The following is a 23,656-nucleotide window of genomic DNA, read 5'->3' as shown; positions in this document are numbered from 1 at the left end:
CCTGGCTGACTGGCATTAACGGCTCCGCAGCCTCGTTCGCGCCAACCAAAAAAAACGAGTCCCGCACCGCTTCCGGCGCAAGACTCGCTTCTTGGCTAACCTTCTAAATCTCCTGAACCTCGATCCCCATCATTCCCGCGGTGCGCTTGATCTCAGCAGCCTTGCGGCCGACGCCCAGCGCGAAGTGATGGGTGGGACCGGCGCTGCACCACTGTTCGACGAACGCCGCGACCGGACGGCCGAAGCTGCAGCGCGTGTTGGTGTTGCCGGTTTGCGGAATCGGCCCCTTGATCGACTCCCCTTCGGCGACGATCATCTTGTAGCGGCCCTGCGCCGTCTGCCCGATGCTGAGCAGCGTCACCGGCCCGGCCTGGATGCTGAATTCGACGCCGATCCCCGAGCCGCGCTTGCCGTGGAACAGCTCCAGTCCCCGGATGACCGGACGGTCGTCCGCGATCTTGATATTGTGCGGGCCGTCGTGGCCGACGAGCACGATATCGTCCTTGAAGTCGCACGGGTGCAGCTCGGCAAAGGAGCCGCCCGCCTCGAGACGGTCCATGATCAGCATCGCCGCGCAGGTCTTCAGGTCCGCTTCGCCCGCTAGCGGGATGCCCTTGCCGGTAAGCAAAGAATTGCCGAGCACCATGTTCGCGCCGATCCGCTCGTACTCGTTGTCGTCGAGTCCCTTGTAATAGTAGGCGAGCCCCGTCAGGCCGAAGGCGTCCACGAGCTTGTCGAGACCGACCGCGACCTTGGCGGACCAGGCCAGATCCTCGGACTTGATCGGCCGCGTGACCGGATCGATGAACGGATCGGAGACGGTAAACACGCCGTGGATCTCCTCCAGCTTTTCATCGATCTCCCGCTGGGTGGCGCCGTTCACGGCCTTGGCCAAATCGCACATCTCGAGCATCTGCACGTGCGAGCCAAAAGTCGCCGTAAAGGCCGTCGGATCGCTATTCATGTCGTACATGCCCTCGTACGTATGTCCGAGGTAGCCGATCCGCGCGTACTTGAACGCGCGCCGCGCGTTGGCCGCCCGGCACCAGGACCGTACCTCGGCCATGGCCGAAGGATCGTCGTACAGCGTGCCGACGACCATGCCGGCAGCCGGTCGCCCCGCCCGTACGAGCACGCCCCCGATCTCGGGCAGCGAACAGATGTTGTCGTTGGCCAGCTGCATGTAAGTGGTCGTGTTCGTGTAGTCCAGACGCTGCCTGGGCTGCAGCGCCACGAGCACCGTCGGCACCGACAGGCCCAGGATCGGCGTTGCCGCCGTCGAGGACGTGACGTACGTGCTGAGAAAGACGAACAAAAAAGTCGACATCCTGCTTCTTCAGATGCTCGGTCGCCGCGAACGCCTTGTCCACCGTATCGACGAAACCTGCGCCGACGACCTCGACATCCATCTCGCGCACCCGGTTTTCAAATTCCTGTCCGTAACCGGCGAGCTCTTCGCGCAGTCCAGGGAATTGCTCCCAATAAGGCTCGTGCCCCACCGTCATGACGCCGACGCGAGCGCGCGCGCGCCGGAAATGATTCACCATTCGTTAACGCCTCCTCTTGATCTATACCGCTCCTTTCTATCGTAGAAAATCCCGGCGGAACGAACAATGAAGCCATCCATTTATTTATAAACGATTCTACGATTAAAATAAAAAAAGTAATCTGGAGAAACGAAAACATCCCGACATTCCATCTAATCAAAAGTTATAAAAGCGGATTCAGACGTTCACATTCGATTAGAATAATATTACGGCGCCTGTTATACTAGTACAGCATGTCGAAAATCATCAATCGATTAAATTGCAGGATCTTTACCTCAAACACGCTCTTCAGCGTCGCGGGCCGGTCCAAAAGTTGCTGTAAAGGCAAAAAGTTACTCTACAGCCTCGCGGCACGGTCCAAAAGGTGCTCTAAAGGCAAAAAGTTACTCTACAGTCTCGCGACACGGTCCAAAAGGTGCTGTAAAGGCAAAAAGTTACTCTACAGCCTCGCGGACCGGTCCAAAAGTTGCTGTAAGGGCAAAAAGTTACTCTACAGCCTCGCGAACCGGTCCAAAAGTTGCTGTAAGGGCAAAAAGTTACTCTACAGCCTCGCGAACCGGTCCAAAAAGGTAAACGAACTACCTTGCACTTTTGCGCGATAGATCGCAAGAGTTCGCCATATCAGCCTTAGATGAGCACTTTTTTTGCAAGGCAGCGAGCGCTAGGAGCATGTTTCGAGAGCGGGGAAGCGTGATGTATTCGATATAAAGGGGGAAAGCGGTCGATGATCGAACCGGTGGCGATTTATTACGAGCATTGCGAGCCGGGGTGGCTCGTGCCCAGATCGCGGACGAACAACCATATTGCCGTGCTCGTGACGGAGGGGAATGTCGTATTCGACACGGAGCAGGGAAGCTTCGCGTTGAGCCGGGGGGACATGCTGTTCATGCCGAAGGGTCTCGAACGCCGCGCGTCCCATTCGTCCGAGGCGCCGCACGAGATGTACGTCGCGCATTTTCAGCATGCCGGGGAGGCGGAAGGGCTGCCGCTATGGACGGCGCCGCAGGCGCGCGTCGTCAAGATCCACAACTACGACTATGTGCGGAACCGCTTCGCCGCGCTTGTCCAGTATTGGCTCCGGCAGTCCCCCTTCCGGCCGGCGCTCTGCCATGCCGCGCTGCTGGAGCTGCTCGCGCTGTTCGCGGAGACGTCCGAATCGGCCGCTTCGCAAGGCGCGGCATCGGGTCTCGTCTATCGGCTGGAGGCGTACATCTTGCTCCACTACCGCAGGACGATCACGGTAGGCGAGCTCGCCGCGCACGTCGGCAAGACGCCCAACTATATCAGCGCGCTGTACCGCCAATCGACGGGGCGCACGCTGACGGACTACATGCAGCAGATTCGGATCGCGGCCGCCTGCGACTTGCTTCTGACTTCGCAGATGAACATCGGAGAGATCTCCGATTACCTCGGCTTTTGCGAGCAATCCTACTTCAATAAGGTGTTTAAAAAAATAACCGGCACCCTGCCTTCCGCATACGTGCGGCACAAGGTGAACCGGTCGGCGACGGTCGGTAACTGTCGATGAAGCGTAACGCTTAGTTGATTTGGTTCGCTTTTCGCTGGAGCGCGTATTCCTTCGGCGTCATCTTGTACTTCTTCTTGAACAGACTGAAAAAATACGTTTCGTTCGTAATGCCGACCTTCTGCACGACCTCGTAAACGCTCAGATCCTCCTGGATGAGGAGCTCCGCCGCCTTGGTCAGCCGGACGCCGTTGATCAGATCCGCGATCGACAGCTGCGTCGCGTCTTTATAGATCTTGCTCAAGCTCCGCGTCGAAATTTTCATCATCGAGGCGATCGAAGACAAGCTCAGGCCGGGATCCTGATAGTTGCGATGGACGTACTCCGTCACCGCGTCCACGACAAAGTAGTTGAGCGCATCGGGATCCTCGGCCGTCTCCTTGTTGAACGAATCCCGCAGGCCGCCCCAGACGATGCGCTCGATCTCGGCCATCGTCTCCTTCTCCAGGACATGCCTGCCGATCGAAACCTTCTGAAGCGAGGGCGCCGGCGTCACCTTCGCCTTCTCCAGCGCCTCGATCGCCGCGTCCGCGAGACGGAGAATCGAGATCAGCGCATTGTGATAGTTCAGCGCCGCTATCTCCTCGAACAGGCTCGCCAGCACGTCTTTCATCGCGGACACGTTCCCCGACTTGATCGTCTCCACAAGCCACGTTTCCAATTCCTTGGAATAGGTCGTCTTTTTGTTGTCCGCGCGCCCCCGCAGCCGCTCCTGCGTGATGACGGAGCCGTGGCCCAGCTGGAGACGGTACATCGACTGGTCCATCGCTTGCGTATACAACGCGTGCAAGCCGCCGAGCGTCTCCGTCTTGGCGCTGATCGAAGCGGTGAAGGTCACTTTGAAAAAGCGGGAAAAATGGTCCTGCGCCTCCGCCAGATACGCCGCGAGCCCGTCGAGCCAGCCGGCGTCCGTCTCGGGCACGCCGACGATCAGCAGCACATGATCTTCCTTCATGTCGATGCCTTCGTTCGCATACTTGACGGCCACGATCTCGGAGGCGATGTTGATGAGGGCGAACCGGATCGTTTCCTTGTCCTTGGCGGAGAAGCGCTGCTGGAATTCCTTGTAGTTATCGATCTTGAGCAGGCAGACCGCGTACGCGCCCGACAGCGGCAGGGCGATTCTCGTCTCCTCGAACAGAGGCGCCAGCTCGGCCGCCGGGATGGAGAAGCGCTCCGCAAGCAGCCGGCTGAGCCAGTAATGCTTAATGACGTCTTTATACCGGTCTTTTTCCTGGTAAAAGATATGCAGCTCTTCCATCGATTTTTGATAGACCGTATTCAAGTATGAAATCTCGTCGACGCCTTCGGCTTCGGTCTCGACCGATCTGCCCGGCCTGTTTTGCCTCACGACGTTCACCAAATTGCCGATCGGCCGGTAGATCGTCCGGGAGATGAGGATCGAGACGCCGAGCGCCAGCAGCAGGGCGATCAAGGTAATGAGCAGAATGCTGGTCCGCAGCCTGTCGATCGATCGGTATACTTCGAGGACCGGCTGCGTTTTGAGCAGCGTCATCCCAGCGTCGTCGACGTTCGTATACGTGATTAAATACGGCTTGCCGCCGTACTTGCGTTGAAAAAAAGCCTTCCTCATCGGCTTCGGGGTGAGCGGCTCGGTAAGCCGCCAAGTCGCCTTTAAGCCGCTGCATGATTTCCCGGTCGCCCGTGCCGTCATCCAGGTATTCGCCGGCTTGATCCATGATAAAGATGCTGTCGCCTTTGCGCTCGTCGATCATATTGATCTGATTGATATTGTCGAGCAGCCATTTGGATCGGACATTCACGATGATGACGCCGTCGGGCTTCAGATCGTCCGCCGAGGTCTCGTACATCACGTAGGAAAACACGTACTCGGGCTCGGTCTTCCCGTTCACCAGCTTCTCGATGTTGCGGAAGATCGGCTTCATCTGGGGCAGCAACCGGTCCGAATCGTACAGCGCGCTCAGCAGCTTGTCTTCGAAAAACAGAGGTCTGCCTGCGTTGTACGTCTGGTCCAGATTCCGGTTATAGATGGTAAGAGAATGGATATACGGATTGGCCGACGTGACGGCGCTGGTCACTTTGTTCAGCCGGTTGGCGACCTCGACCATGTTTTCCTGCCTGGCGTACATGACCGCGGCTACGTCGCTGTTCAAATAAAGCGATTGACAAAGGCTGGCGATCGACTGGTCCATGAACGCCATATTGTATTTGACCTGATACAATATTTTCTGGTTGGAGGCGTACTCGTTTTTGACGAGCAGCTTCCGGGCATTGAAGTAGACGACGGCGGACAGCACGACGACGATGAGCAGAATCGCGACGCCGATCCATAAGAGCATTTTTATATAATAGGCTTTGGCCCCGAATCGCTTCATGCTGGCGTCTCCTTTGTTCGGCTTTATGCCTGTCAATGCCGAAGAGGACCGGCATTCGCCGGCCTCTCGCTTTTTTGAAATGACGGTCTAGCGGCCAAGCCTGTCCGCCAGCGCGTGCAGGTTGTCCAGGCTGATCTTTACGCTGTCCATGGCCTCGCCTTCGCAAATATCCTGCTCCACGACGTACCATTCCACGCCGCTTTGCTCTCCCCAGAGGAGCAGCGGTTCGAAATCGATGATGCCCCTGCCGATCTCGGCATACGTTCTGCGTTCGTCGCCGGTCATGTCCTTCAGATGCATCGTCGGCATGCGGCCGCGATACGGCGCGATGAAAGCTGCCGGGTCTTTTCCGGCTTTGCTCACCCAGTATACATCAATCTCCGCCAATACGGCATTGTCCGGGGACGGATCGAGCAAGTACGACAGCGCATCGCGTTCGCCGACGCGCGTCTCGAATTCGAAGGCATGGTTGTGAAAGGCGACCGTGAACCCCTCGTCCCGCAGCTCGGACGCCGCCGCGTTCAATTCCTCGCGCAGCCGGATGTAGCCCTGCTCGTTGCGCCATTCATGCGGCACGGACGGGCAGATCAACCGGTTCGTGCCGAGCTGCCTCGCCTCCGCCTTGACGCGCTCCGGCTCGGCGCGCAGACGCTCGACGGAGATATGCATGCCCGCCGTCTTCAGCCCCGCTTCGCGGAGCACCTCCGCGATCTCCTCGGCCTCGCGGCCGTGCAATCCGGCCGTCTCGACGCCGGCCCAGCCCATACGGCCGAGCGCGCGGAGCGTCGCGGGAAAATCTTGCTCGCATTCCTTGCGCAGCGTGTACAGCTGCACGGCAAATTTGCGCTTCAAGCGGACTCCTCCTTTATTCTACCAAGTAATCTCGATCGCGCCGCTTATCTTGTTCAGCACGAGCCGGTCGTGGCGGATGCAGTCCGCCAAGTCCAGAAACGCAGTCTCGCCTCGCACTTCTACGCGGCCCGCGCGCAGGCTCGCCAGCGGCGGGAATACCGTCACCTCCGCGTCCCGCAGACCGGCGACGAACAGCATCCGCTCCGAGCTCTTGTTCGGCGTCGGACCCGGCGCAAGCTCCCGGCAAGAGACGGACGTCGTCTCGTGCTGATTGACGAAGACGCGGCATTCGTCGTGAAAGGTGCGGTTCGGCCGATAGGCTGCGGCGCCTTCTCCCGTCCGCGTCGTCTGGCCGATCATCGCGGGCACGCCTTCGGGAAAGCGCAGCCGAAGGGTGACGGACGTGTCCTGACGGCAGCCCGTGAAGAAAAAGCCGTTATCGCGGCGCGTGACGAACAACAGCGCCGGCTTGTCCGACTCCGCCGCCTTGGACTGCAGGAGCTCGTAGCCGAACTCGGCGAGCAGCTGGCGGGACAGCGCCGAGATATCCTTGAATCGCTCGGGCTGGCGATTCGGCAGATGGGACACGCCGCCGGATTCGAAGGGCAAGGAGCCGCGGATCCAGCCGATCTTCCCGCCCTTCCATTCCGGCCGTTCGCGCGTCAGCGCCAGGACGCGCACCCGATCGCCCTGTCTGCCCGTCGCGCATACCTTCGTGCCCGAATCGTCCGCGTCGCCTAGCGCCTCGCCGATCGCGCCGCCGCCGAGCAGCGGATCGTGCCTGAATACGGACGAGATCGTCGCCTCATCGGTTATAACATCCTGCGGCAGACCGCTGGAAAGCGCGATCTCGCCCGCTATGCCCTCGTCCTGACGAATGTTCAGCAGCCGCTGCAGCTCCGCGTCGAGAACGCTGCCGTAGACGATCGCGCGGCCGCCCTCCCGGACGTAAGCGGCCAATCGCTCGGCGCGCTCCCCCCGTCAGCCAGGAGGCCGGCGTCCATAAGATCGTATCCCGCAGCCTGCCGCGCGCCTCGCCGGTCATCGCTTCGAACGCGTCCGTGCTCAGCACCGTGTTAAGCGGCAGCCCCTCGTTCACCGCGTTGCGCACGAACCATTCCTCGAAAAAGACGGCTTTGGCCGCTTCGGCCGACCGTTCCACGGAAGCGTGATACTCGCTGAACGGATACAGCCAAGTGAGCAGGCCGGGCTGGTCGGGAAAATCCCGGATCGCTCGCCGCAAGTGGGGAATCACCTCCGCGGGACAATCCGCGTTCAGCTCGCCCTTCTCCGTATCGATCGTCAGCAGCTCGATAATGCCCGGATTCTCAAGCTCGCCGTCGGCATTCACGCGGGCGACCGACAGCGGGCAATAAATATCGTGCGGCTCCCGGTCGTACAGATCCCACCAGGGATTTTGCCAGAACCAGGGGTCGTTCGGGTAGAAGCGGTACGGATACGTTTCTCCCGGCAGGACCGCGATGCGCGACATATAGGAGGCCACTTCCAGCCCGAAGTCGAAGTTCAGCGCGCCCCAAGGCGAATTCGGAGGCGGCAGCTCGATATATTTTCTGCGGTACATCTCCTCCAGCGGAATGAAGTCCTTGGCCAGATCCATGCCCGTCCCGAAGTTCGTCCCGCGCACCTCCGTGCGGTAACCGGGACATTCCCGCTTGAAATGCTCCCAGAACGAGAGGGTCCGGTCCGCGACTTCCCGGTAGTCCGCCGTCGGCATCGACGTGCCGTCGTAATTCGCGCCCAGGTACGTCCAGGGAAAATAGGAGAAGCCGAAGCCGTTCGAAAACCAAATGTAATCGAAGCCGAGCGCCGGGAGGAAGCTGGCGCACTGGCGGCCGAGAAATTCCCCGAACGGGGTGCCCTCGGGAATGCCGTCCGGGTAAGCCGCATAGGCGACCGTGTCCGCATGAAGCTCCGACCATGTGCAGACGACCGTATAATCGGCCTTCAGCGCGACCTCCCGCCCCCCCCAGCTTCGCGCGATTGATCTCAGGGTGCCGTTGATATTTGAAGTCGGAGTAGGCGAACTCGGGTCCAGCGTCGAAGGTGGCGCCGACTTCCATCGCGATGCCGAACCGGTCGCGGGCGATCCGCTTGAACGCCGCGACGATCGTCCGCAGGTTATCGTATGTAATCTCGCAGGCATCGGGCCTGTACAGCTTGGCGATCCGGGGATCGTTCGGCACGATATGTCCGAACCGATCCTCGTTCGCAAAGCCGATATAGCGCCCCCCACTCGATGTTGCGCTCCCCGTTGCCGTCCCAGTCCAGTATCTCGCTGCCGTCCGCCACCCACAACAGCATCGAGCAGCCTTCGGCCATGCCGATCAAGGGCAGCCACTGCCGGATCGCTTCTTCGCAGACCGCTTCGATCGCCGGCAGCGCCATGCTTGTAAATGGCTTTAAACTCATCTCCAGCGTCACCCGCCGGAGTTTCTTGTCCGTCTCGGACCGGCTCATTCGATCAGCCCTTCCTTTATGCTTCTACTTATGCTTCAACGATGGGACGCAGCAGTTCGGCCAGCACGGGCCGAAGCCGGCCCGCGATGCGGTCGTAGCCCAGATCCGAAGGGTGGATGCCGTCCGTCGTGCAATCCTGGTCCGCCTCGCCGAGCAGCGCCGTACCGTCGAAGAAGTGAACGCGATCGTCGCCCGCCAGCCGCTGCCGCTCGACCTCCTCCCGCTGGAGCCGTCCGCGCTCGGCGCGGCGGGCCGCCGCGTCAACGTCGAAAGCCTCCCGTGCCATGCGAATCTGCGACAGGACCAGAATCGGCACGTCGGGATGGCGGCTGCGGTAGATGCCGATGAACGCAGGCAGCGTTTCCTTCAGATGCTCCGTGCTCGGCGTATTGGCTTCATAATCCAGAATAAGCAGGGCCGGATTGTCGATCTGACCGATCAGATGGGCAAGCTCGGGCTCCCCCCTGCGCATTGCCGGAAAATCCGAGATTGACGAATTCGAGCGGGAACATCCGGCTTAAAATATTGGGATAGGCCATGCCGGGACGGGTCGCGCAGGCGCCGTGGGTGATGGAGGTGCCGTAGAGCAGCACCTTCTTGTCGGTAGGAAAGCCCGGGAACTCGGCGATGTTCGATGCCGGTTCGACGCCGACCCATAGCGCCTCCATGCCTTGATACAAAGGCAGATTCAGCGTGATGTCCCGCAGTCCGCGCGGAAGCGTCTCGAACAGGACGGAGACATACTCGGTTTGGGTAAAGTCGAATCGCGTCGTATTGATGTACTTTTGATCGCCGAGCCCGCCGATATAACAATCGATCCCGCATTGGCCCGTGGCCGCCAGCTGGTACATGCTGTACTTGTCCGCCAGCTTCACCCGCACGTACAGCCTTGGTGAATCCGTCCTGAACCGGACCTGCACCCCTGTCGTAAAATTGGCCAGCCGGTCCACTTCCGGTCGAATCGGGTGGCTCGGCCGGAGCGGCAGCCTCCGGAAGACGCCGTCCTGCGCCAGCCACGGAAGTCCGGTCACGCGAAACGGCGAGCCCGGCACGGGCAGCCAGCTCAGCTCCGGCAACGCTTGGTCGCCCACTCTCATATTCGCGTCCGCTTGCCTGTCGTCGCGCGGTTTCTTTTCGCTCATCTCAAACCTCATTGCCGATCGCTTCCATGATCATTTTGACCACCTTTAAGTCTTGCCGGTAGTCCTCCGGCGTCGTTTTCGGCGTCAGGCCGTTCGCGACGACCTCGTAGAAATATTCAAGTTCGCACGTATACGCGTCCTTGTACGTCGGACGGACGACCGTCTCCGCCAGCGAATCCCCGATCGTATCCCGAATGCGCAGCGTCGTCGGCAATTGCCGCAAATACGGCGTATCGTACTGAACGAGAACCGACCGGCGCTCGCCGTACACTTCGATATGGGCGTCGAACCGTCCCTGCTGGTCCACGCCGGTCTCGAACATGACATCGAAGCCGTCGTATTCCAGAATGGCGTTCTTGAATCGGCCGCCCTGCCGGGAGGAGGCCGCCTTCACGCGCAGGGGCATGCCGAGCATCTCCCGCATCGCCGAGAAGTCGTGGCTGTTCAAGCCCAGCAGCAGACCGTACGCGGCATACGCTTCGGCGGAGGCTTCGCCGATGGCTTCCTTCATCAGCCTTGCGTTTCTGTCCTTGCGATCCTGGACGGCCTCGGCCGGCAAATCGCCGAATCGGTGCACATGAATGCCCGACTGCCCGGTGAAAAAAGCATTCGGGCCGATCATGTCGCGCACTCGCGCGTAATTGATCGGTCCCAGCGCCTTCACTTCCTCGAGCGCGCGCATGTACGCCGGCGCGAATCTGCGCATATAGCCGACCATGACCTGAGCCTGCGACGCGTCGCGCGCAAGGATGATTTGTTCGGCTTCCGCGTCGCTTATGCACATCGGCTTTTCCACGAATACGTGAACGTTCTTTTTCAGCGCGGCCACCGCGCATTCGGTGTGGTATTCCATGTTATTCAGCACGAACACGGCGTCCATGTCGACGCGGTCCAGCATCTCCGTAGCGCTGGCGTACAAATGTTCAACCCGGTGCTTTTCCCCCATCAAGGCAAGTAAGCCCGGAGAGACGTCGCAAAGGGCGACGAGCTCGAAGCGATCGGGCATCGACTGCAATATCGGCAAATGAATGATTTGGGCGATCTCGCCCAATCCGATCATGCCGACCTTTAGTTTCTTCATCTCGCAATCTCCTTCGGAACGAATGCTGCGCGCTAACGCTCTGTATCCTGATATTGTCTCGATCTCGCGTCCCGCGGTTCTCCGCCGGCGCGATGCAGCTTGCGCCGCTGCCGCAACCTAAATCTAGCGTCCCGCTCCGGGCTCTGTACACTTCAATTTGCGTCAATTCATGCGATTTGGTGCACGACGGAAAGAAAAGAGAGGAATTGCCTGAAAATCAAATGGCTCGCAGCGGGTTGCTGTCTATGATTCAAGCTGCTCATAGCCGCGTGGCGGCGAGTTAGCCGGAGAAACCGTGCTACTTGGACAGATGGGGCTGTGGGGTGGCGAGTTAGCCGGAGAAACCGTGCTGCTTGGACGGATGGGGCTGTGGAGCGGCGAGTTACCCGGAAAAACCGTGCTACTGTGGCGGATGGGGGATTGGGGCAACTGCACTCAGGCAAATAAGTGTCAAAACGCATGTATTTCACGGATTCAAGCCGTTGCCAGGAAAATAAGTGTTAAAAGGCAATTAATTTCCAAGATCCCGACGTTTTCAAGATAAAGCGGAACCATTAACTGCTTTTTAACAGTTATTTTCAACAGTCAAAGATAATCAGGCAAATTAATTGCTTTTTAACCATTATCGCCCGTTGCTCTAGTGATATGAATGTAAGCCAAGCGCGCCGGATCGGCGTCGACCCGGCGCGCTTATGAGGAACGAGGCTTGCGCCCCTACTTGGTCAACGGCAACCGCACCTGAAACGCCGTGCCGCCCGCTCCGCTGGACGCGGAGATCGCGCCGCCGTGCAGCTCGACGATGTTTTTTGCGATGGCCAGACCGAGGCCCGAACCGCCGCTATGCCGCGCACGGGATTGCTCCACCCGGTAGAAGCGGTCGAACAGCAGCGGGATCGCCGAGGCCGGCAGCGGTTCGCCGTAATTCACGATTTCGGCCACCGCCTCAGTTCCTTCCCGCCGCGCCCGAATATCCACCCTGCCGCCGTCCTTTCCATATCGGATGGCATTGTCGATCAAGTTTTCAAACACCCGCACCAGCTTGTCGCCGTCCGCCGCCACGGCCAGCTCCTTCTCCGCGAAAATCGGGACGCCTTCGATCCCCGCCTGCTCGAACTGAAGCCTGAACTGCACGGCCAGCTGCCCCAGCATCTCGACCAGGTTAAGCGGAGAGAGCCGCAGATGCAGCCCGCCGCTCGTGCGGGTATATTCGAACAGGTCATTGATCAGTCCCTGCAGCCGCAGCGCCTTGTCGTAGGCGATGCCGGTATAGTAGCGCAGCTCCACTTCGTCGCGGTAGCGGTCCTGCTCGATCAGGCCCAAATAGCCGACGATCGAGGTGAGCGGCGTGCGCAGGTCGTGAGAAACGTTCGTGACGAGCTCCGTCTTGGCCCGCTCCGCCCGCCGTTCCTCGTCGATGGAGCGCTTCAGCCGCTCGCTCATGCCGTTGATGCGATCCGCCAGCACGCCAAGCTCGTCTCCCGTCCGGACGGGGATGCGGCTGTCGAAGCGTCCCTCGGCGATCTCGCCGACCCCCTGCGTGATCCGCAGCAGATAACGGATGGTGCCATGGCTGAAGACGAACAAATAGACGATAAACAACGCAAGAATCGCGAACGCGAGCGTGATCGACCTGCCAAAGCGTTCGTAAAACCACCATGTCAGCGCATTCAGGATCGAAATATCGAATTGGACGGCAAGGACATACAGCAGCGCCGCCGTACAGCCCGCGAACCCGAGACTGAGCGCGACCAGCATCAGCAGCTTGAAGCGCAGGCCGAACAGCGGGTTAGGGTTCAATTTTATAACCTACTCCCCATACCGTCTGGATCGGCTTGGCGCCGTCCAGCGCGTGCTCCAGCTTGTCCCGCAGGTTGCTGATGTGCACCATGACGGTGTTGTTGGATTCCAGGAACTTGTCCTTCCAGACCGCTTCGAATATCGCTTCGGCGCTGAACACCTGTCCGGGATGGCCGGCGAGCAAAAACAGAATATCGAACTCCGTCGACGTCAGGTTGATATGCTTGTCCTCCGCCATGACGGTGTGCGTCTTCTTGTTGATCCGCAGCGACTGGATTTGAATCTCGTCCTCCTCGCGGCCCGGCTTCAGCCTGGCGTTCAGTCCGTACGAGCGGCGCAGCAGCGACTTGACCCGGGCGACGAGCTCCAGCGGGTTGAACGGCTTCACCATGTAGTCGTCCGCGCCGGTCATCAGCCCCATGATCTTGTCCATATCCTCGGCCTTGGCGCTGAGCATCAGGATCGGCACCGCATCGTCGGCCCGCACCGCGCGGCATACCTCGAGTCCGTCCATCTCGGGCATCATCACGTCGAGAATGACGAGCTGGACCGACTCCGAACGGATCATCGACAAGGCCTCGCGACCGTCCGCCGCCTTCAAGACACCATAGCCCTCGTTCAGCAAATAGATGGCGATCAGGTCCGCGATCTCGCGGTCGTCGTCCGCGATCAGGATCTGCGCGGCGTTCATCCGGTTTTCCCCCTCTGTCCGTTTATCTCTCAGTATAAAAAAGCATCTCCGTTCAAGCTTCGGATAAAGCTGAAGGATTTATAAAGTTTTCCTAAACAAAAGGACCGTTCAGGCAGCCGAGAACTGCTTAACGGTCCTATGGTAGTCGGGCGGCGGGTTACGCTTGGCCGAACAGGCTCTTATACCGCCCGTAGCCCTCCTGCTCCAGATCCTCGACGGGAATGAAGCGCAGCGCGGCGGAATTGATGCAGTAGCGCAAGCCGCCGAGCTCGCGCGGACCGTCGTTGAACACGTGGCCGAGATGCGAATCGGCCTCGCGGCTGCGCACCTCGGTGCGGATCATGCCGTGCGTGAGATCCTCTTCCTCGCGGACGCCGCCCGAGTCGAGCGGCTTGGCAAAGCTCGGCCAGCCGCAGCCCGAGTCGAACTTGTCCTTCGAGCTGAACAGCGGGGCGCCGGACACGATGTCCACGTACAGCCCTTCGCGGTGATTGTCCCAGAACTCGTTGCGGAACGGATGCTCCGTCGCGTTGTTCTGCGTCACCTCGAACTGCAGCGGGGTGAGGCGCGAGCGCAGCGCTTCCTTGTCCTTGTCCGTGTTCCAGTGCCGCTTGATATAGGCGTCGCGGCCGGAGCCCTTGCGGTACATTTTGTACCGAAGCGGATTTTTCTTATGATAGTCCTGGTGATAGTCCTCGGCCGGGTAAAATTCGGAGGCGGGCTCGATCGTCACCGCGATCGGCTTGTCGAAGCGTCCGCTGGCGTCCAGCTCCGCCTTCGTCTCCTCCGCCGCCTGCCGCTGCTCCTCGTCGTGGTAGAAGATGACCGGCCGGTACGACTCGCCCCGGTCGAAGAACTGCCCGCCGCCGTCCGTCGGATCGACCGACTGCCAGTAGATGCCGAGCAGCTTGCGGTACGGGAACACGTCCGGATCGTACGTGATCTGCACCGCCTCCTGATGGCCCGTCGTCTCCGAGCACACCTGCTCGTACGTCGGATTCGGCACATGACCGCCCGTATAGCCGGATACGATCCCGTGAATGCCCGGCAGCTCGTCGAACGGCGTCACCATGCACCAGAAGCAGCCTCCGGCAAACGTCGCTTTTTTCAAATTCTCGCTCATATCGATATTCCGCTCCTTCCGCATGGGCTTCGCAACTGTATATTTACCCAATTGTTACTTTTTGTGCATCTTGAATTCCAGGAACAGCTCGTTGTAGTGGGCGAGCATTCGCTTGCCCAGATTATCGTACACTTCGAGCTTGTCCGTCAAATCGGGCGCCGGATAAAACCGTTCGTCCTCCGAGATCTCGGCCGGCAATAACGGCATCGCCTTGCCGTTTGGGGTCGCGTAGCCTACGTATTCGGCGTTTTGGGCCGCGTTTGCCGGATCGAGCATGAAGTTCATGAACTTGAGCGCGCCGTCCAGGTTGCGGGCCGTCTTCGGGATGACCATGTTGTCGAACCACAGGTTCGAGCCGTCCTTCGGAATGACGTAATCCAGCTTGTCGTTCTCGTCCATGATCTCCGAGGCGTCGCCCGACCAGACGAGCCCGACCGCGGCCTCTTCGCCCGCGAGCAGCATCTTGATCTCGTCCCCGACGAGCGCCTTGACGTTCGGCGTCAGCTTCTTCAGCTTGGCGAGCGCCTCCTGCAGATGCGTCTCGTCCGTATCGTTAAGCGAATAGCCCAGGCTGTTCAGCCCCATCCCGATCACCTCGCGCGCGCTGTCGACGAGCAGGATGTTGTTGCGAAGCGACGGGTCCCACAGATCGTCCCAGCTGTCGAACTTCAGGTTCCCCACCAGCTCGGGATTGTACACGATGCCGACCGTTCCCCAAAAATAAGGGATCGAGTAGACGTTGCCCGGATCGAACGACTGGCTCAAAAACCGGGGATCGATGTTCGCAAGGTTCGGCAGTTTGGCATGGTCGATCGGCAGCAGCAGATTTTCCTGGCGCATCTTGCCGATCGCGTAGTCGGACGGAACGGCGATGTCGAACGTCGTGCCGCCCTGCTCGATCTTGGTCATCATCGCCTCGTTCGAGTCGAACGTCTGGTAGATGACTTTGATCCCTGTCTCTTCCTTGAACTTGTCCAGCAAGTCGGGATCGATGTAGTCGCCCCAGTTGTACACGGTGAGCGTATCGGCGCCCGAGTAGCCCTGCGAAGAATTCAGCCGGTTGATGGCGATCAGCAGGCCGGCCGCGACGACGATGACGGCGATAAAGGTCCGTACCAGGCTTTTCATCGCGGCACCCCCGTCCCGAGGCGCTTCGCGCTGCGCCGGTTCAATACGTAGTAGCCGAGCACGATCAGCAGCGTGAACAGGAAGATGAGCGCCGACAGCGCGTTGATCGACAGCGATACGCCCTGCCGCGCGCGCGAGTAGATCTCGACGGACAGCGTGGAAAAGCCGTTGCCGGTGACGAAAAAGGTGACCGCGAAGTCGTCGAGCGAGTACGTCAGCGCCATGAAAAATCCGGCGAATATGCCCGGCTTGATAAACGGCACGACGACGCGCGACAGCACCTGCCATCCGCTCGCGCCCAGATCGCGCGCCGCATCGATGAGCGTCGGACTCATTTCCTGCAGCTTGGGCAGCACCATGAGCACGACGATCGGCACGCTGAACGCGATGTGCGACAGCAGCACGGACGTGAAGCCGAGCCGGATGCCGGCCATCGTGAACATAACGAGCAGCGACGCGCCGATGATGACGTCCGGGCTGACGATGAGCACGTTGTTCATCGACAGCAGCGCATTGCGCGAGCGCCGGGTCCGCGTCCGCATGATGGCGAGCGCGCCGACCACGCCGAGAATCGTCGAGATCGTCGAAGACAGCAAGGCGATGACGACCGTGTTCAGCACGATGATAAGCAGCCGCCCGTCCCGGAACACCTCGCCGTAATATTCAAGCGTGAAGCCCTCGAAGCCGTGCATCGTGCCGCCGCTGTTGAACGAGTAAAAAAATCATGTAGGCGATCGGCGCGTACAGCACCGCGAATACGACGATCAGATAGGCCGACTGCCAGCGTTTTGCCGCCTTCATCGTCTCACCCTCCCCGCCTGGCCGGTCCCGGTCAGCAGCATGATGACGACCATGGCGATGATCAGGAACACGGCGATGGCCGCCCCCATGCCCCAGTCCTGCGTCACCAGAAAGTGCTGCTCGATCGCCGTGCCGAGCGTGATGACCCGGTTGCCCGCGACGAGCCGCGTGATCATGAACAGCGACAGCGCGGGGATGAACACGGCCTGACAGCCCGCCTTGACGCCGTCGAGCGTGAGCGGGAACACGACCTTGCGGAACGTCGTCCAGCCGGACGCCCCGAGATCCCGGGCCGCGAACACGAGCGACGGGTTGAGGTCCTCGAGCGCGTTGTACACCGGCAGGATCATGAACGGGATAAAAATGTACACCGACACGAACACGAAGCTGAAGTCGGTGAACAGAATCTGCTGGCGGCCGATCCCGAGCGCCTCGAGCGCGCCGTTGACGAAGCCGTACGTGCCGAAGATGCCGAGGAAGGCGTAAACCTTCAGCAGCAGATTGACCCAGCTCGGCAGGATGAGCAGGAGCAGCCACAGCTGCTTGTGCTTCATCTTCGTCAGCGCGTAGGCCGCGGGATAGGCGATCAGCAGCGAGAACACCGTGATCAGAAACGCGTACCAGATCGAGCTGACGGTCATTTTCAGATAGATCGGCGTCAGAAACTTCTCGTAGTTGCCGAACGTGAAGCCGCCGTCGATGTCGAAGAAAGAATCGTAGACGATAAGGGCGATCGGAATGACGATGAACAGCGCCATCCAGGCCAGGTACGGCGCCAGGTAGACGTTGCGCTTAGCGTTCATCGGCGCTCTCCTCGTACGCGAGCAGCCGCCGGTCGAACTCTTCCTCGGTCTCGCCGAAGCGCATGACGTGAATCGCCTCCGGATCGAACCCAAGTCCGATGCGGTCCCCTACCGTCGCTCGCTTCGTCGAATGGACCATCCACTCGTTGCCCGCGTCGTCGTAGCCGATGATCTCGTAGTGGACCCCGCGGAACAGCTGCGAGTCGACCTTCACGACCAGCTTGCCCGCCTCGGGGGGCGTAATCTCGAGGTCCTCGGGCCTTATGACGATCTCTACCGGCTCGTCCGGCCGGAAACCGCCGTCCACGCATTCGAACGTGCGCCCCGCGAAGCGAACCTCGTAGTCGCGGACCATCTGTCCGGCCACGATGTTCGACTCTCCGATAAAGTCCGCAACGAAGCGGTTGATCGGCTCGTCGTAAATGTCCGTCGGCGTACCGCTCTGCTGAATCGTGCCTTCCTTCATGACGAAGATCTCGTCCGACATCGCCAGCGCTTCCTCCTGGTCGTGCGTGACGAAAATAAAAGTGATGCCGAGCCGCCGCTGCAGCTCGCGCAGCTCGTACTGCATCTCCGTGCGCAGCTTAAGGTCGAGCGCCGACAGCGGCTCGTCGAGCAGCAGCACCTGCGGCTCGTTCACGATCGCACGCGCGATCGCCACCCGCTGCCGCTGGCCGCCGGACAGCTCGGTGATCTGCCGCTTCTCATAGCCCTTCAGGTTGACGAAGCGCAGCGCCTCGAGTACCTTGTTCTCGACGTCCGCCTGCTTCATGCGCTTGATGCGCAGGCCGAAGGCGACGTTCTCGAACACGTCGAGATGCGGGAACAGCGCGTAGTCCTGGAACACCGTGTTCACCTGGCGCTCGTTGGCGGGGACGCGATTGATCACTTTCCCGTCGAAATAAATCTCGCCCGACGACGGTTCCTGAAATCCCGCGATCAACCGCAAAATCGTCGTCTTGCCGCAGCCGGACGGCCCGAGCAGCGTGTAGAACTGCCCGCGGCGGATCTCGAAGCTCACTTCCTTCAGGACGGTCTCCCCGTCCTCGTAACATTTGGTCACCCGCTCGAAGCGGATGATCGGCTGCTCAGCGCTTGCGCTCATTCCGACGCTCCCATCTGCGAACCCTGTCGATTCTCTTATTATCTCCTATTACCCGGATATCGCAACCGCCGCGCGACAGAAAGCCCGTGCGACGGCAGGCGATCGCGCTTGCGCGCCCCGTTTTCGGCAAATCGTCTTCTGTACGGCGGGAGACCGCACGAAAAGCCGGCAGGGCGCCCAAGCATGCGCCATGTCGGCTGTACAGCGTTACGTCTGCGTCTTATCTAGCCTCGGCGCGCAGCCGTTCGATCTCGTCGATCGGCAAGCCGGTCAGATCCTGGATGAGCTCCGGCGCCATGCCTTTGCCGAGCATGCGGGCGGCGATCGCGCGCCGGCTCTCGGCCATCCCCGCTTCCCGGCCTTCCTCACGACCGTCGGCCCTGCCTTGCTTCCACCAGCTGTTTTCCCACTCTACGATCTTGGCCACTTGACTCGCCTCCCCTTGCTTCATACGGTCGACTTCAAGTTTTAACAGCTCTTCCTCGTCCGGTCCGAGCCTGATGTACGATTCGAAAAAAGACGGCCAACAGCTCCATCCGCGCCGGATCCAGCTCCAGCCGGATCAGCATCCGCAAAAACGCCAGCTTGACTTGCAGCGATTCGCTTTTATTATAGCCCAAACTGCTGAGCAGCGCAGCAGCGACAGGATTGCCGGATCCGACGAACTCCCGCCAATTGCGATGTTTGAGCTGCAGTCTGAGATAGCGAAAGCGCATAACGTCGAGAAACGGAAACGACCAACCGAACCGGTCCGGCTCGGCTCTCTTGCGCCCGTGGCTGAACACCGCAATCGGCAGGATACGCCTGCGGTGCGTCTCGTATAGCTTGGACGCGTACAAAAACATTCGCTCCGCAAATGCCGGCTCGTAATAGGATTGCGGTTCGACGTGAATGATGATCAGCGCCTCCTCGCCCCGCAGTCGCGTTTCGATGAGCAAATCCACGCGTCCTTTCCGGCCGCCCGCCAGATCCGTCGCCACTTCCTCCGACAGAAACACCGTATGCGAAAAATCGATTTCCTTCGCGACGTCGGGAAAAAACAGCTCCATGAATTCCCTGAAAAACGTTCGAATAAGCGTCTTGAACAACTGATCGTGATCCAGCTTCAACCTTCGCGCCTCCTCGCCCCGAACGCAAAAACGCCGCCCGGGTCCCGTAGGAACCGAGCGGCGCATGCTTTGCGTCCGTGTCGCGTCTATGCGATTATCTTACCATCGCGGCACGATCGAAACAACAACGAAATTACCTGAACTTGCGAAGAAAATCGACCGCCAGCTTGATATCCCGCTCCGGGCTCGCGCCGACCTCGCGCTCGATCGTCAGGAAGCCTTCGTAGCCGATATCCTTCAACGCCTGAAGGTATGCGGGCCAGTCCACGCCGCCTTCGCCGAGCGGCACCTCGCGGAAGTACTCGCCGGACTCGCCCTGCTCCGCCAGCTTCTCGTGCGACATCGCCTCGTAGCCGAGCGCGCCGTAGATATTGCGGGGATCGGTCTCCTGCAGCCGGATGCCGTCCTTGGCGTGCGTGTGCACGATATACTCGCGGAGGTTGTAGACGCCTTGCACCGGGTCGTCGCCGGTCACCATGACCATGTTGGCCGGATCGAAGTTGACCGACACGCCCTTCGTGCTCATCTTGTCGAGGAAGCTCTTCAGGCGCGCCGAAGTCTCGGGACCGGTCTCGATCGCGAAAAAGGCGCCCCGCTCGCTCGCGTATTGGCCGAGCGCTTCGACCGCGTCGCGCATCGCGGCGTACACGTCGCTCGTCTCGTCCTCGGGCACGATCCCGATATGCGTCGTGACCACGTTCGTGCCGAGGTCGAGCGCCAGGTCGAGGATCCGCTTGGACTTCTCGACCTTCCAGCCGTTCTCGCGCCGGTCCTGAAAGCCGTGTCCCGCGAGATCCCCGACCAGCGCGGAGATGCGCAGGCCGAGCGACTCTACGTATGCGCGCAGCTCGGCTCTCGCAGCCGCATCCAGTTTATCCGGATCCATCTCGCCTTCCACCGCGTAGATCTGCACGCCTTCGGCGCCGATCTCCTTCGCCTTCACCAGTCCGTCGCGCACGCCGACCCGGAAGCTGTCGACGATGACGCCGATCGGATTCGCGATTTGCACCATGCGTATATGTCCCCTTCCCCGTTCATGCTGCCATTCCCTTGATGATCTATGCCTCACTGTCCTAGGCTTCTGTCCTAGGCTTCTGTCCTAGGCTTCTATCCTGTACTTCCGTCTATACTTCCGACCAGATGCGCCGCGCGTTCGCCAGGCCGATGCGCGAGCCCTGCTTGCACTCTTCCATGCCCTCGAACTCCAGCGACAGATAGCCGTCGTAGCCGGATGCCTTCACGACGCGCAGCACCTCGCGCACATCGATGTCGCCCTGTCCGAAGATCGCGCCGCGCAGGTAGTTGCCGGACGCCGTCTTGAACCAGCCCTCGCCCGGATCCTGGTCGCCCCGCCGCAAATAAAAATCTTTCAAATGCACGATCGAAGCTTCGCCGATCGACCGCTTGACGGCAGCCGCCGGGTCCTCGTCCAGGCACATATAGTTGCCGACGTCGAGCGTCAGGCGGAAGTTCGGGTGGTTCGTCTCCGCCAGCAGGCCGAGCACCCGCTCGCTCGACTGCATGTAGTAGCCGTGATTTTCAACGCTCGTCACGACGCCGGCCGATGCCGCGTATTCGGCGATGCGGCGGCAAGCATCCGCAAGCCGCGGCAGCTCGCGCCAGAACTGTCCGACCGTCGCGCCCTGCCGGGAGGCCACGTCATGGCGCATCTTCTTCGCGCCGAGCGCACGCGCGATGTCGACTTCGCCTTTGACGCGCGCGATCTCCGCTTCGTACGCCTCGTCGTCGTCGACCGCGAAGTTCGCGCCGACCGCGTAGTTCGAGATGTCGAGCCCTCTGTCCGCCGCGCGCGACACGATCTCTTCGATCAATCCGGGCGTCCGGATGTCGAAGCCGATCGGCACGATCTCGACGTGCTCGCAGCCCTGCTCCGCCATCCAGTCGATCGCGCCCGTCACCGTCAGCTCGCCCGATTCGATCGCGCGGTACAAGCTATACGTGCTCAGTCCCAGCTTCATTCCCGATCGCTCCTTTATTTCCCCTGCTTTTATGATTGCAGCTCGATCTCTTTGCCCTGCTCCGCCGACTCGTAGATCGCGCGCAGAATCCGCATCATCGTCAGACCGTCCTCGACCGGGCTCAGCGGCTCCGTGCCCGTGGTCGCCGAAGCGACAAAGCTGTCGATCTCCGACTGGAACGCTTGCTGGAAGTTGAACTTCAAGCTGTCGACCTGCGGCGTCACGTTCAGGATCGTGTCATGCCGCTCCGAGACGATCGCGAGCTCCGGATCGATCTCGAAGCCGCCCTTCGTGCCGTACAGCCGGACCGCGGACTCGTCGCTCTTGGCATGCAGCGCGTAGCTGACTTCGACGAGCAGGGACGCGCCGTTCTCGAATCGGATGAGCGCGTTCGCCAGATCCTCGACCGTGTTGCGCGAAGCGTCGTAGTCGGCCGCCTGGTAGAAGGACAGCCCCTTGACGTTCGAACGGTTGCCGAGCTTGTTGTAAACGTTGCCGCTGACCGACTTCACCTTCGGACGCCCCATCAAGTACCAGGACAGATCGATGACGTGCACGCCGATGTCGATCAGCGGGCCGCCGCCCGAACGTTCCTTGTCCGCGAACCAGCCGCCCGGATTGCCGAGACGACGGATCAAGGACGCTTTTGCATAATAGAGCTCGCCGAACTCGCCCTGCTCCGTGAAACGCTTGGCCAGCTGGGCGTTCGCGTCGTAGCGGCGCACGAAGCCGACCTGCAGGATGCGGTCGGTCGAACGGACCGCGTCGCGTACGGCTTCGGCTTCTTCAACCGTCATGCTGAGCGGCTTTTCCACGAGCACATGCTTGCCCGCCTTCACGGCGGCGATCGCGATCTCCGCGTGCGTATGGTTCCACGTGCAAATACTGACCGCTTCCACTTCGGGATTCGCCAGCAGATCATGATAATCCGTATAGACGCTCGAAGCGCCGTACTTCTCCGCCGCCTTGCCCGCGCGCTCCCGGTTCAGGTCGCAGACCGCGACGATCGCCGCGTTCTCGTTGGCCGCGTAAGCGTTCATGTGCGATTCGGAGATCGAGCCCGTGCCGATGACGCCGATGCCAAGCTTTTTCAAGGTAATGCCTCCCTCTACTCATTTGTCTACCTGTACTATAAAATGAAAGGAGACGACCAGCCATGAATAGCTATGCTGGCGATTTGTACGATTGTGCGATACGGAGGTGCCGCCGCGTGGAACGAAATCCCGATCTGCTGGAGCCGATGGATATGCCCGATCCGCAATTCCCGCTCAAGATCCATCTTTGCCGGCTCGAGCGAGCGGGCACGCCCGCCTTTTATCCCCACTGGCACGAGCATATGGAATTTCTATATATCATCGAAGGCGCGGCGCGCATCACGTGCAACGCCGACGTCTACGACGTCGGTCCGGGAGACCTGATCGTCGTGAACTGCGCGGATCTTCATCAAGGCGTATGCATGTCCGACCGTTTGGCTTATTATGCGGTCATCTTCGATCCCGATCTGCTGCACAGCCACCGGCTGGATTCGGCGGAGACGAAGTTCATCACGCCGATCGTGCGCTCCCGCATCCGCTTCGCGAACCGGATCGACGGCGACGTCGCCATCAAGGAGAGTCTGGACGAGCTGATCGAAGAGTTTCAGAAAAAGGATATCGCCTACGAGCTCTCGGTGAAGTCCTGCCTCTACCGGCTGCTCGCGGCTATGCTGCGCGGACATGTCGCCAAGCGCATGCCCGAAGGCGAGCTGGCTTCCCGCATCCGGCGGCTGACCCGCATCGAGCCCGTGCTGCAGCATATCGAAGCCAACTACGCCAAGCGCCTCGACGTAGAGACGCTGGCCGGCATCGCCGGCATGAGCCGCTATCATTTCAGCCGCGTTTTCAAGGAGCTCACCAGCCGTTCGGTCACCGACTACGTGAACTTCGTGCGGATCGGCCGCTGCGAACAGGACCTGCGCTATACGAGCAAGACGATCTCGGAGATCGCGCTCGAGCACGGCTTCAGCGATATTTACTATTTCAGCAGACTGTTTAAAAGCTATCGCGGCGTTTCCCCTTCGACCCTTCGAAGCCGAACGTCGCATGCCTGACCTCTCGCCTGCCTGACCCCTCGCCTGCCTCTACAGGCCGGATTCGGCG

23 protein-coding genes and 1 pseudogene are annotated in these 23,656 nt (G+C 60.5%); 3 read left to right on the top strand and 21 right to left on the bottom strand.

All coding sequences use genetic code 11. The annotated features are described in order from the left end of the window. Positions 1–103 precede the first annotated feature (103 nt). Positions 104–1,315, bottom strand: a complete 1,212-nt coding sequence (locus OMP40_RS36990) for an L-fucose/L-arabinose isomerase family protein (RefSeq protein ID WP_277539052.1) — start codon at positions 1,313–1,315, stop codon at positions 104–106. Between OMP40_RS36990 and OMP40_RS36985 the strand changes: the two genes are divergently transcribed. Together OMP40_RS36985 and OMP40_RS36980 are read left to right on the top strand one after the other, a co-directional pair. Next, a complete protein-coding gene (locus tag OMP40_RS36985; protein WP_277539050.1) occupies positions 1,296–1,592 on the top strand; it encodes a hypothetical protein in 297 nt (98 codons plus the stop codon). The two genes, OMP40_RS36990 and OMP40_RS36985, sit on opposite strands and share 20 nt — an antisense overlap. A 679-nt stretch (positions 1,593–2,271) precedes the next feature. After that, complete coding sequence (locus OMP40_RS36980) at positions 2,272–3,075, top strand: AraC family transcriptional regulator (RefSeq protein ID WP_277539048.1); 804 nt, start codon at positions 2,272–2,274, stop codon at positions 3,073–3,075. A 10-nt stretch (positions 3,076–3,085) separates the two neighbouring features. Here the strand turns inward: OMP40_RS36980 and OMP40_RS36975 are convergent, their stop codons facing one another. The 20 genes and pseudogenes from OMP40_RS36975 to OMP40_RS36885 form a co-directional block, all read right to left on the bottom strand. Next, positions 3,086–3,337: a helix-turn-helix domain-containing protein gene (locus OMP40_RS36975; protein ID WP_277539733.1), complete on the bottom strand. Its 252-nt coding sequence runs from the start codon at positions 3,335–3,337 to the stop codon at positions 3,086–3,088. Between the two features lie 952 nt (positions 3,338–4,289). Then, entirely contained in the window at positions 4,290–5,429 is a 1,140-nt protein-coding gene (locus tag OMP40_RS36970) for a hypothetical protein (protein WP_277539046.1), read from the bottom strand. An 87-nt stretch (positions 5,430–5,516) separates the two neighbouring features. Beyond that, on the bottom strand, positions 5,517–6,281 hold the full coding sequence (locus OMP40_RS36965) for a sugar phosphate isomerase/epimerase family protein (protein WP_277539044.1): 765 nt from the start codon (positions 6,279–6,281) through the stop codon (positions 5,517–5,519). Positions 6,282–7,086: 805 nt separating this feature from the next. Further along, on the bottom strand, positions 7,087–8,445 hold the full coding sequence (locus tag OMP40_RS36960) for a hypothetical protein (RefSeq protein ID WP_277539042.1): 1,359 nt from the start codon (positions 8,443–8,445) through the stop codon (positions 7,087–7,089). Next, complete coding sequence (locus tag OMP40_RS36955) at positions 8,421–8,759, bottom strand: hypothetical protein (protein WP_277539039.1); 339 nt, start codon at positions 8,757–8,759, stop codon at positions 8,421–8,423. The genes OMP40_RS36960 and OMP40_RS36955 overlap by 25 nt, the downstream gene beginning before the upstream one ends. A gap of 28 nt (positions 8,760–8,787) precedes the next feature. Further along, positions 8,788–9,231, bottom strand: a complete 444-nt coding sequence (locus tag OMP40_RS36950; protein ID WP_277539037.1) for an SGNH/GDSL hydrolase family protein — start codon at positions 9,229–9,231, stop codon at positions 8,788–8,790. Beyond that, positions 9,155–9,901, bottom strand: coding sequence for an SGNH/GDSL hydrolase family protein (locus tag OMP40_RS36945; RefSeq protein WP_277539034.1), 747 nt, complete (start codon positions 9,899–9,901; stop codon positions 9,155–9,157). The genes OMP40_RS36950 and OMP40_RS36945 overlap by 77 nt, the downstream gene beginning before the upstream one ends. Position 9,902: 1 nt before the next feature. Next, positions 9,903–10,982 carry a Gfo/Idh/MocA family protein gene (locus OMP40_RS36940; RefSeq protein ID WP_277539032.1) on the bottom strand — a complete coding sequence of 360 codons (1,080 nt, stop codon included), beginning with the start codon at positions 10,980–10,982 and terminating at the stop codon, positions 9,903–9,905. Between the two features lie 714 nt (positions 10,983–11,696). Continuing rightward, the gene (locus OMP40_RS36935; RefSeq protein ID WP_277539030.1) at positions 11,697–12,779 is read right to left on the bottom strand and encodes a sensor histidine kinase; all 1,083 of its coding nucleotides are present in this window, start codon (positions 12,777–12,779) and stop codon (positions 11,697–11,699) included. Further along, positions 12,769–13,470 (bottom strand): response regulator transcription factor, encoded by a 702-nt coding sequence (locus OMP40_RS36930; protein WP_277539027.1) that lies wholly within the window; start codon positions 13,468–13,470, stop codon positions 12,769–12,771. The genes OMP40_RS36935 and OMP40_RS36930 overlap by 11 nt, the downstream gene beginning before the upstream one ends. 157 nt (positions 13,471–13,627) lie before the next feature. Then, positions 13,628–14,593: a peptide-methionine (S)-S-oxide reductase MsrA gene (gene msrA / locus OMP40_RS36925; protein ID WP_277539024.1), complete on the bottom strand. Its 966-nt coding sequence runs from the start codon at positions 14,591–14,593 to the stop codon at positions 13,628–13,630. 54 nt (positions 14,594–14,647) lie between these two features. Then, positions 14,648–15,721, bottom strand: coding sequence for an ABC transporter substrate-binding protein (locus OMP40_RS36920; protein WP_277539022.1), 1,074 nt, complete (start codon positions 15,719–15,721; stop codon positions 14,648–14,650). Next, a pseudogene (locus tag OMP40_RS36915) lies at positions 15,718–16,522 on the bottom strand (ABC transporter permease). The gene OMP40_RS36920 and the pseudogene OMP40_RS36915 overlap by 4 nt, the downstream one beginning before the upstream one ends. Beyond that, positions 16,519–17,325, bottom strand: a complete 807-nt coding sequence (locus OMP40_RS36910; protein ID WP_217591659.1) for an ABC transporter permease — start codon at positions 17,323–17,325, stop codon at positions 16,519–16,521. The pseudogene OMP40_RS36915 and the gene OMP40_RS36910 overlap by 4 nt, the downstream one beginning before the upstream one ends. Continuing rightward, positions 17,315–18,430 carry an ABC transporter ATP-binding protein gene (locus OMP40_RS36905; protein ID WP_277539017.1) on the bottom strand — a complete coding sequence of 372 codons (1,116 nt, stop codon included), beginning with the start codon at positions 18,428–18,430 and terminating at the stop codon, positions 17,315–17,317. The genes OMP40_RS36910 and OMP40_RS36905 overlap by 11 nt, the downstream gene beginning before the upstream one ends. A gap of 220 nt (positions 18,431–18,650) precedes the next feature. After that, the gene (locus OMP40_RS40920) at positions 18,651–18,857 is read right to left on the bottom strand and encodes a hypothetical protein (protein WP_338131379.1); all 207 of its coding nucleotides are present in this window, start codon (positions 18,855–18,857) and stop codon (positions 18,651–18,653) included. Between the two features lie 34 nt (positions 18,858–18,891). Further along, the gene (locus tag OMP40_RS36900; RefSeq protein WP_338131378.1) at positions 18,892–19,539 is read right to left on the bottom strand and encodes an RpnC/YadD family protein; all 648 of its coding nucleotides are present in this window, start codon (positions 19,537–19,539) and stop codon (positions 18,892–18,894) included. A gap of 133 nt (positions 19,540–19,672) precedes the next feature. Next, positions 19,673–20,551: a sugar phosphate isomerase/epimerase family protein gene (locus OMP40_RS36895; protein ID WP_277539015.1), complete on the bottom strand. Its 879-nt coding sequence runs from the start codon at positions 20,549–20,551 to the stop codon at positions 19,673–19,675. Positions 20,552–20,663: 112 nt separating this feature from the next. Then, positions 20,664–21,518 carry a sugar phosphate isomerase/epimerase family protein gene (locus OMP40_RS36890; RefSeq protein ID WP_277539013.1) on the bottom strand — a complete coding sequence of 285 codons (855 nt, stop codon included), beginning with the start codon at positions 21,516–21,518 and terminating at the stop codon, positions 20,664–20,666. Positions 21,519–21,547: 29 nt separating this feature from the next. Further along, complete coding sequence (locus OMP40_RS36885) at positions 21,548–22,612, bottom strand: Gfo/Idh/MocA family protein (RefSeq protein WP_277539011.1); 1,065 nt, start codon at positions 22,610–22,612, stop codon at positions 21,548–21,550. Between the two features lie 116 nt (positions 22,613–22,728). On the opposite strand from OMP40_RS36885, the gene OMP40_RS36880 reads away from it, so the two are divergent. Then, complete coding sequence (locus OMP40_RS36880) at positions 22,729–23,607, top strand: AraC family transcriptional regulator (RefSeq protein ID WP_277539009.1); 879 nt, start codon at positions 22,729–22,731, stop codon at positions 23,605–23,607. Positions 23,608–23,656: the final 49 nt, after the last annotated feature.

This window comes from Cohnella rhizosphaerae (genome assembly GCF_029525575.1).
In the GTDB taxonomy this organism is placed as follows: domain Bacteria; phylum Bacillota; class Bacilli; order Paenibacillales; family Paenibacillaceae; genus Cohnella; species Cohnella rhizosphaerae.
Note: the sequence above shows the minus strand (reverse complement) of the source record. Positions and strands in the feature narration are given on the sequence as shown.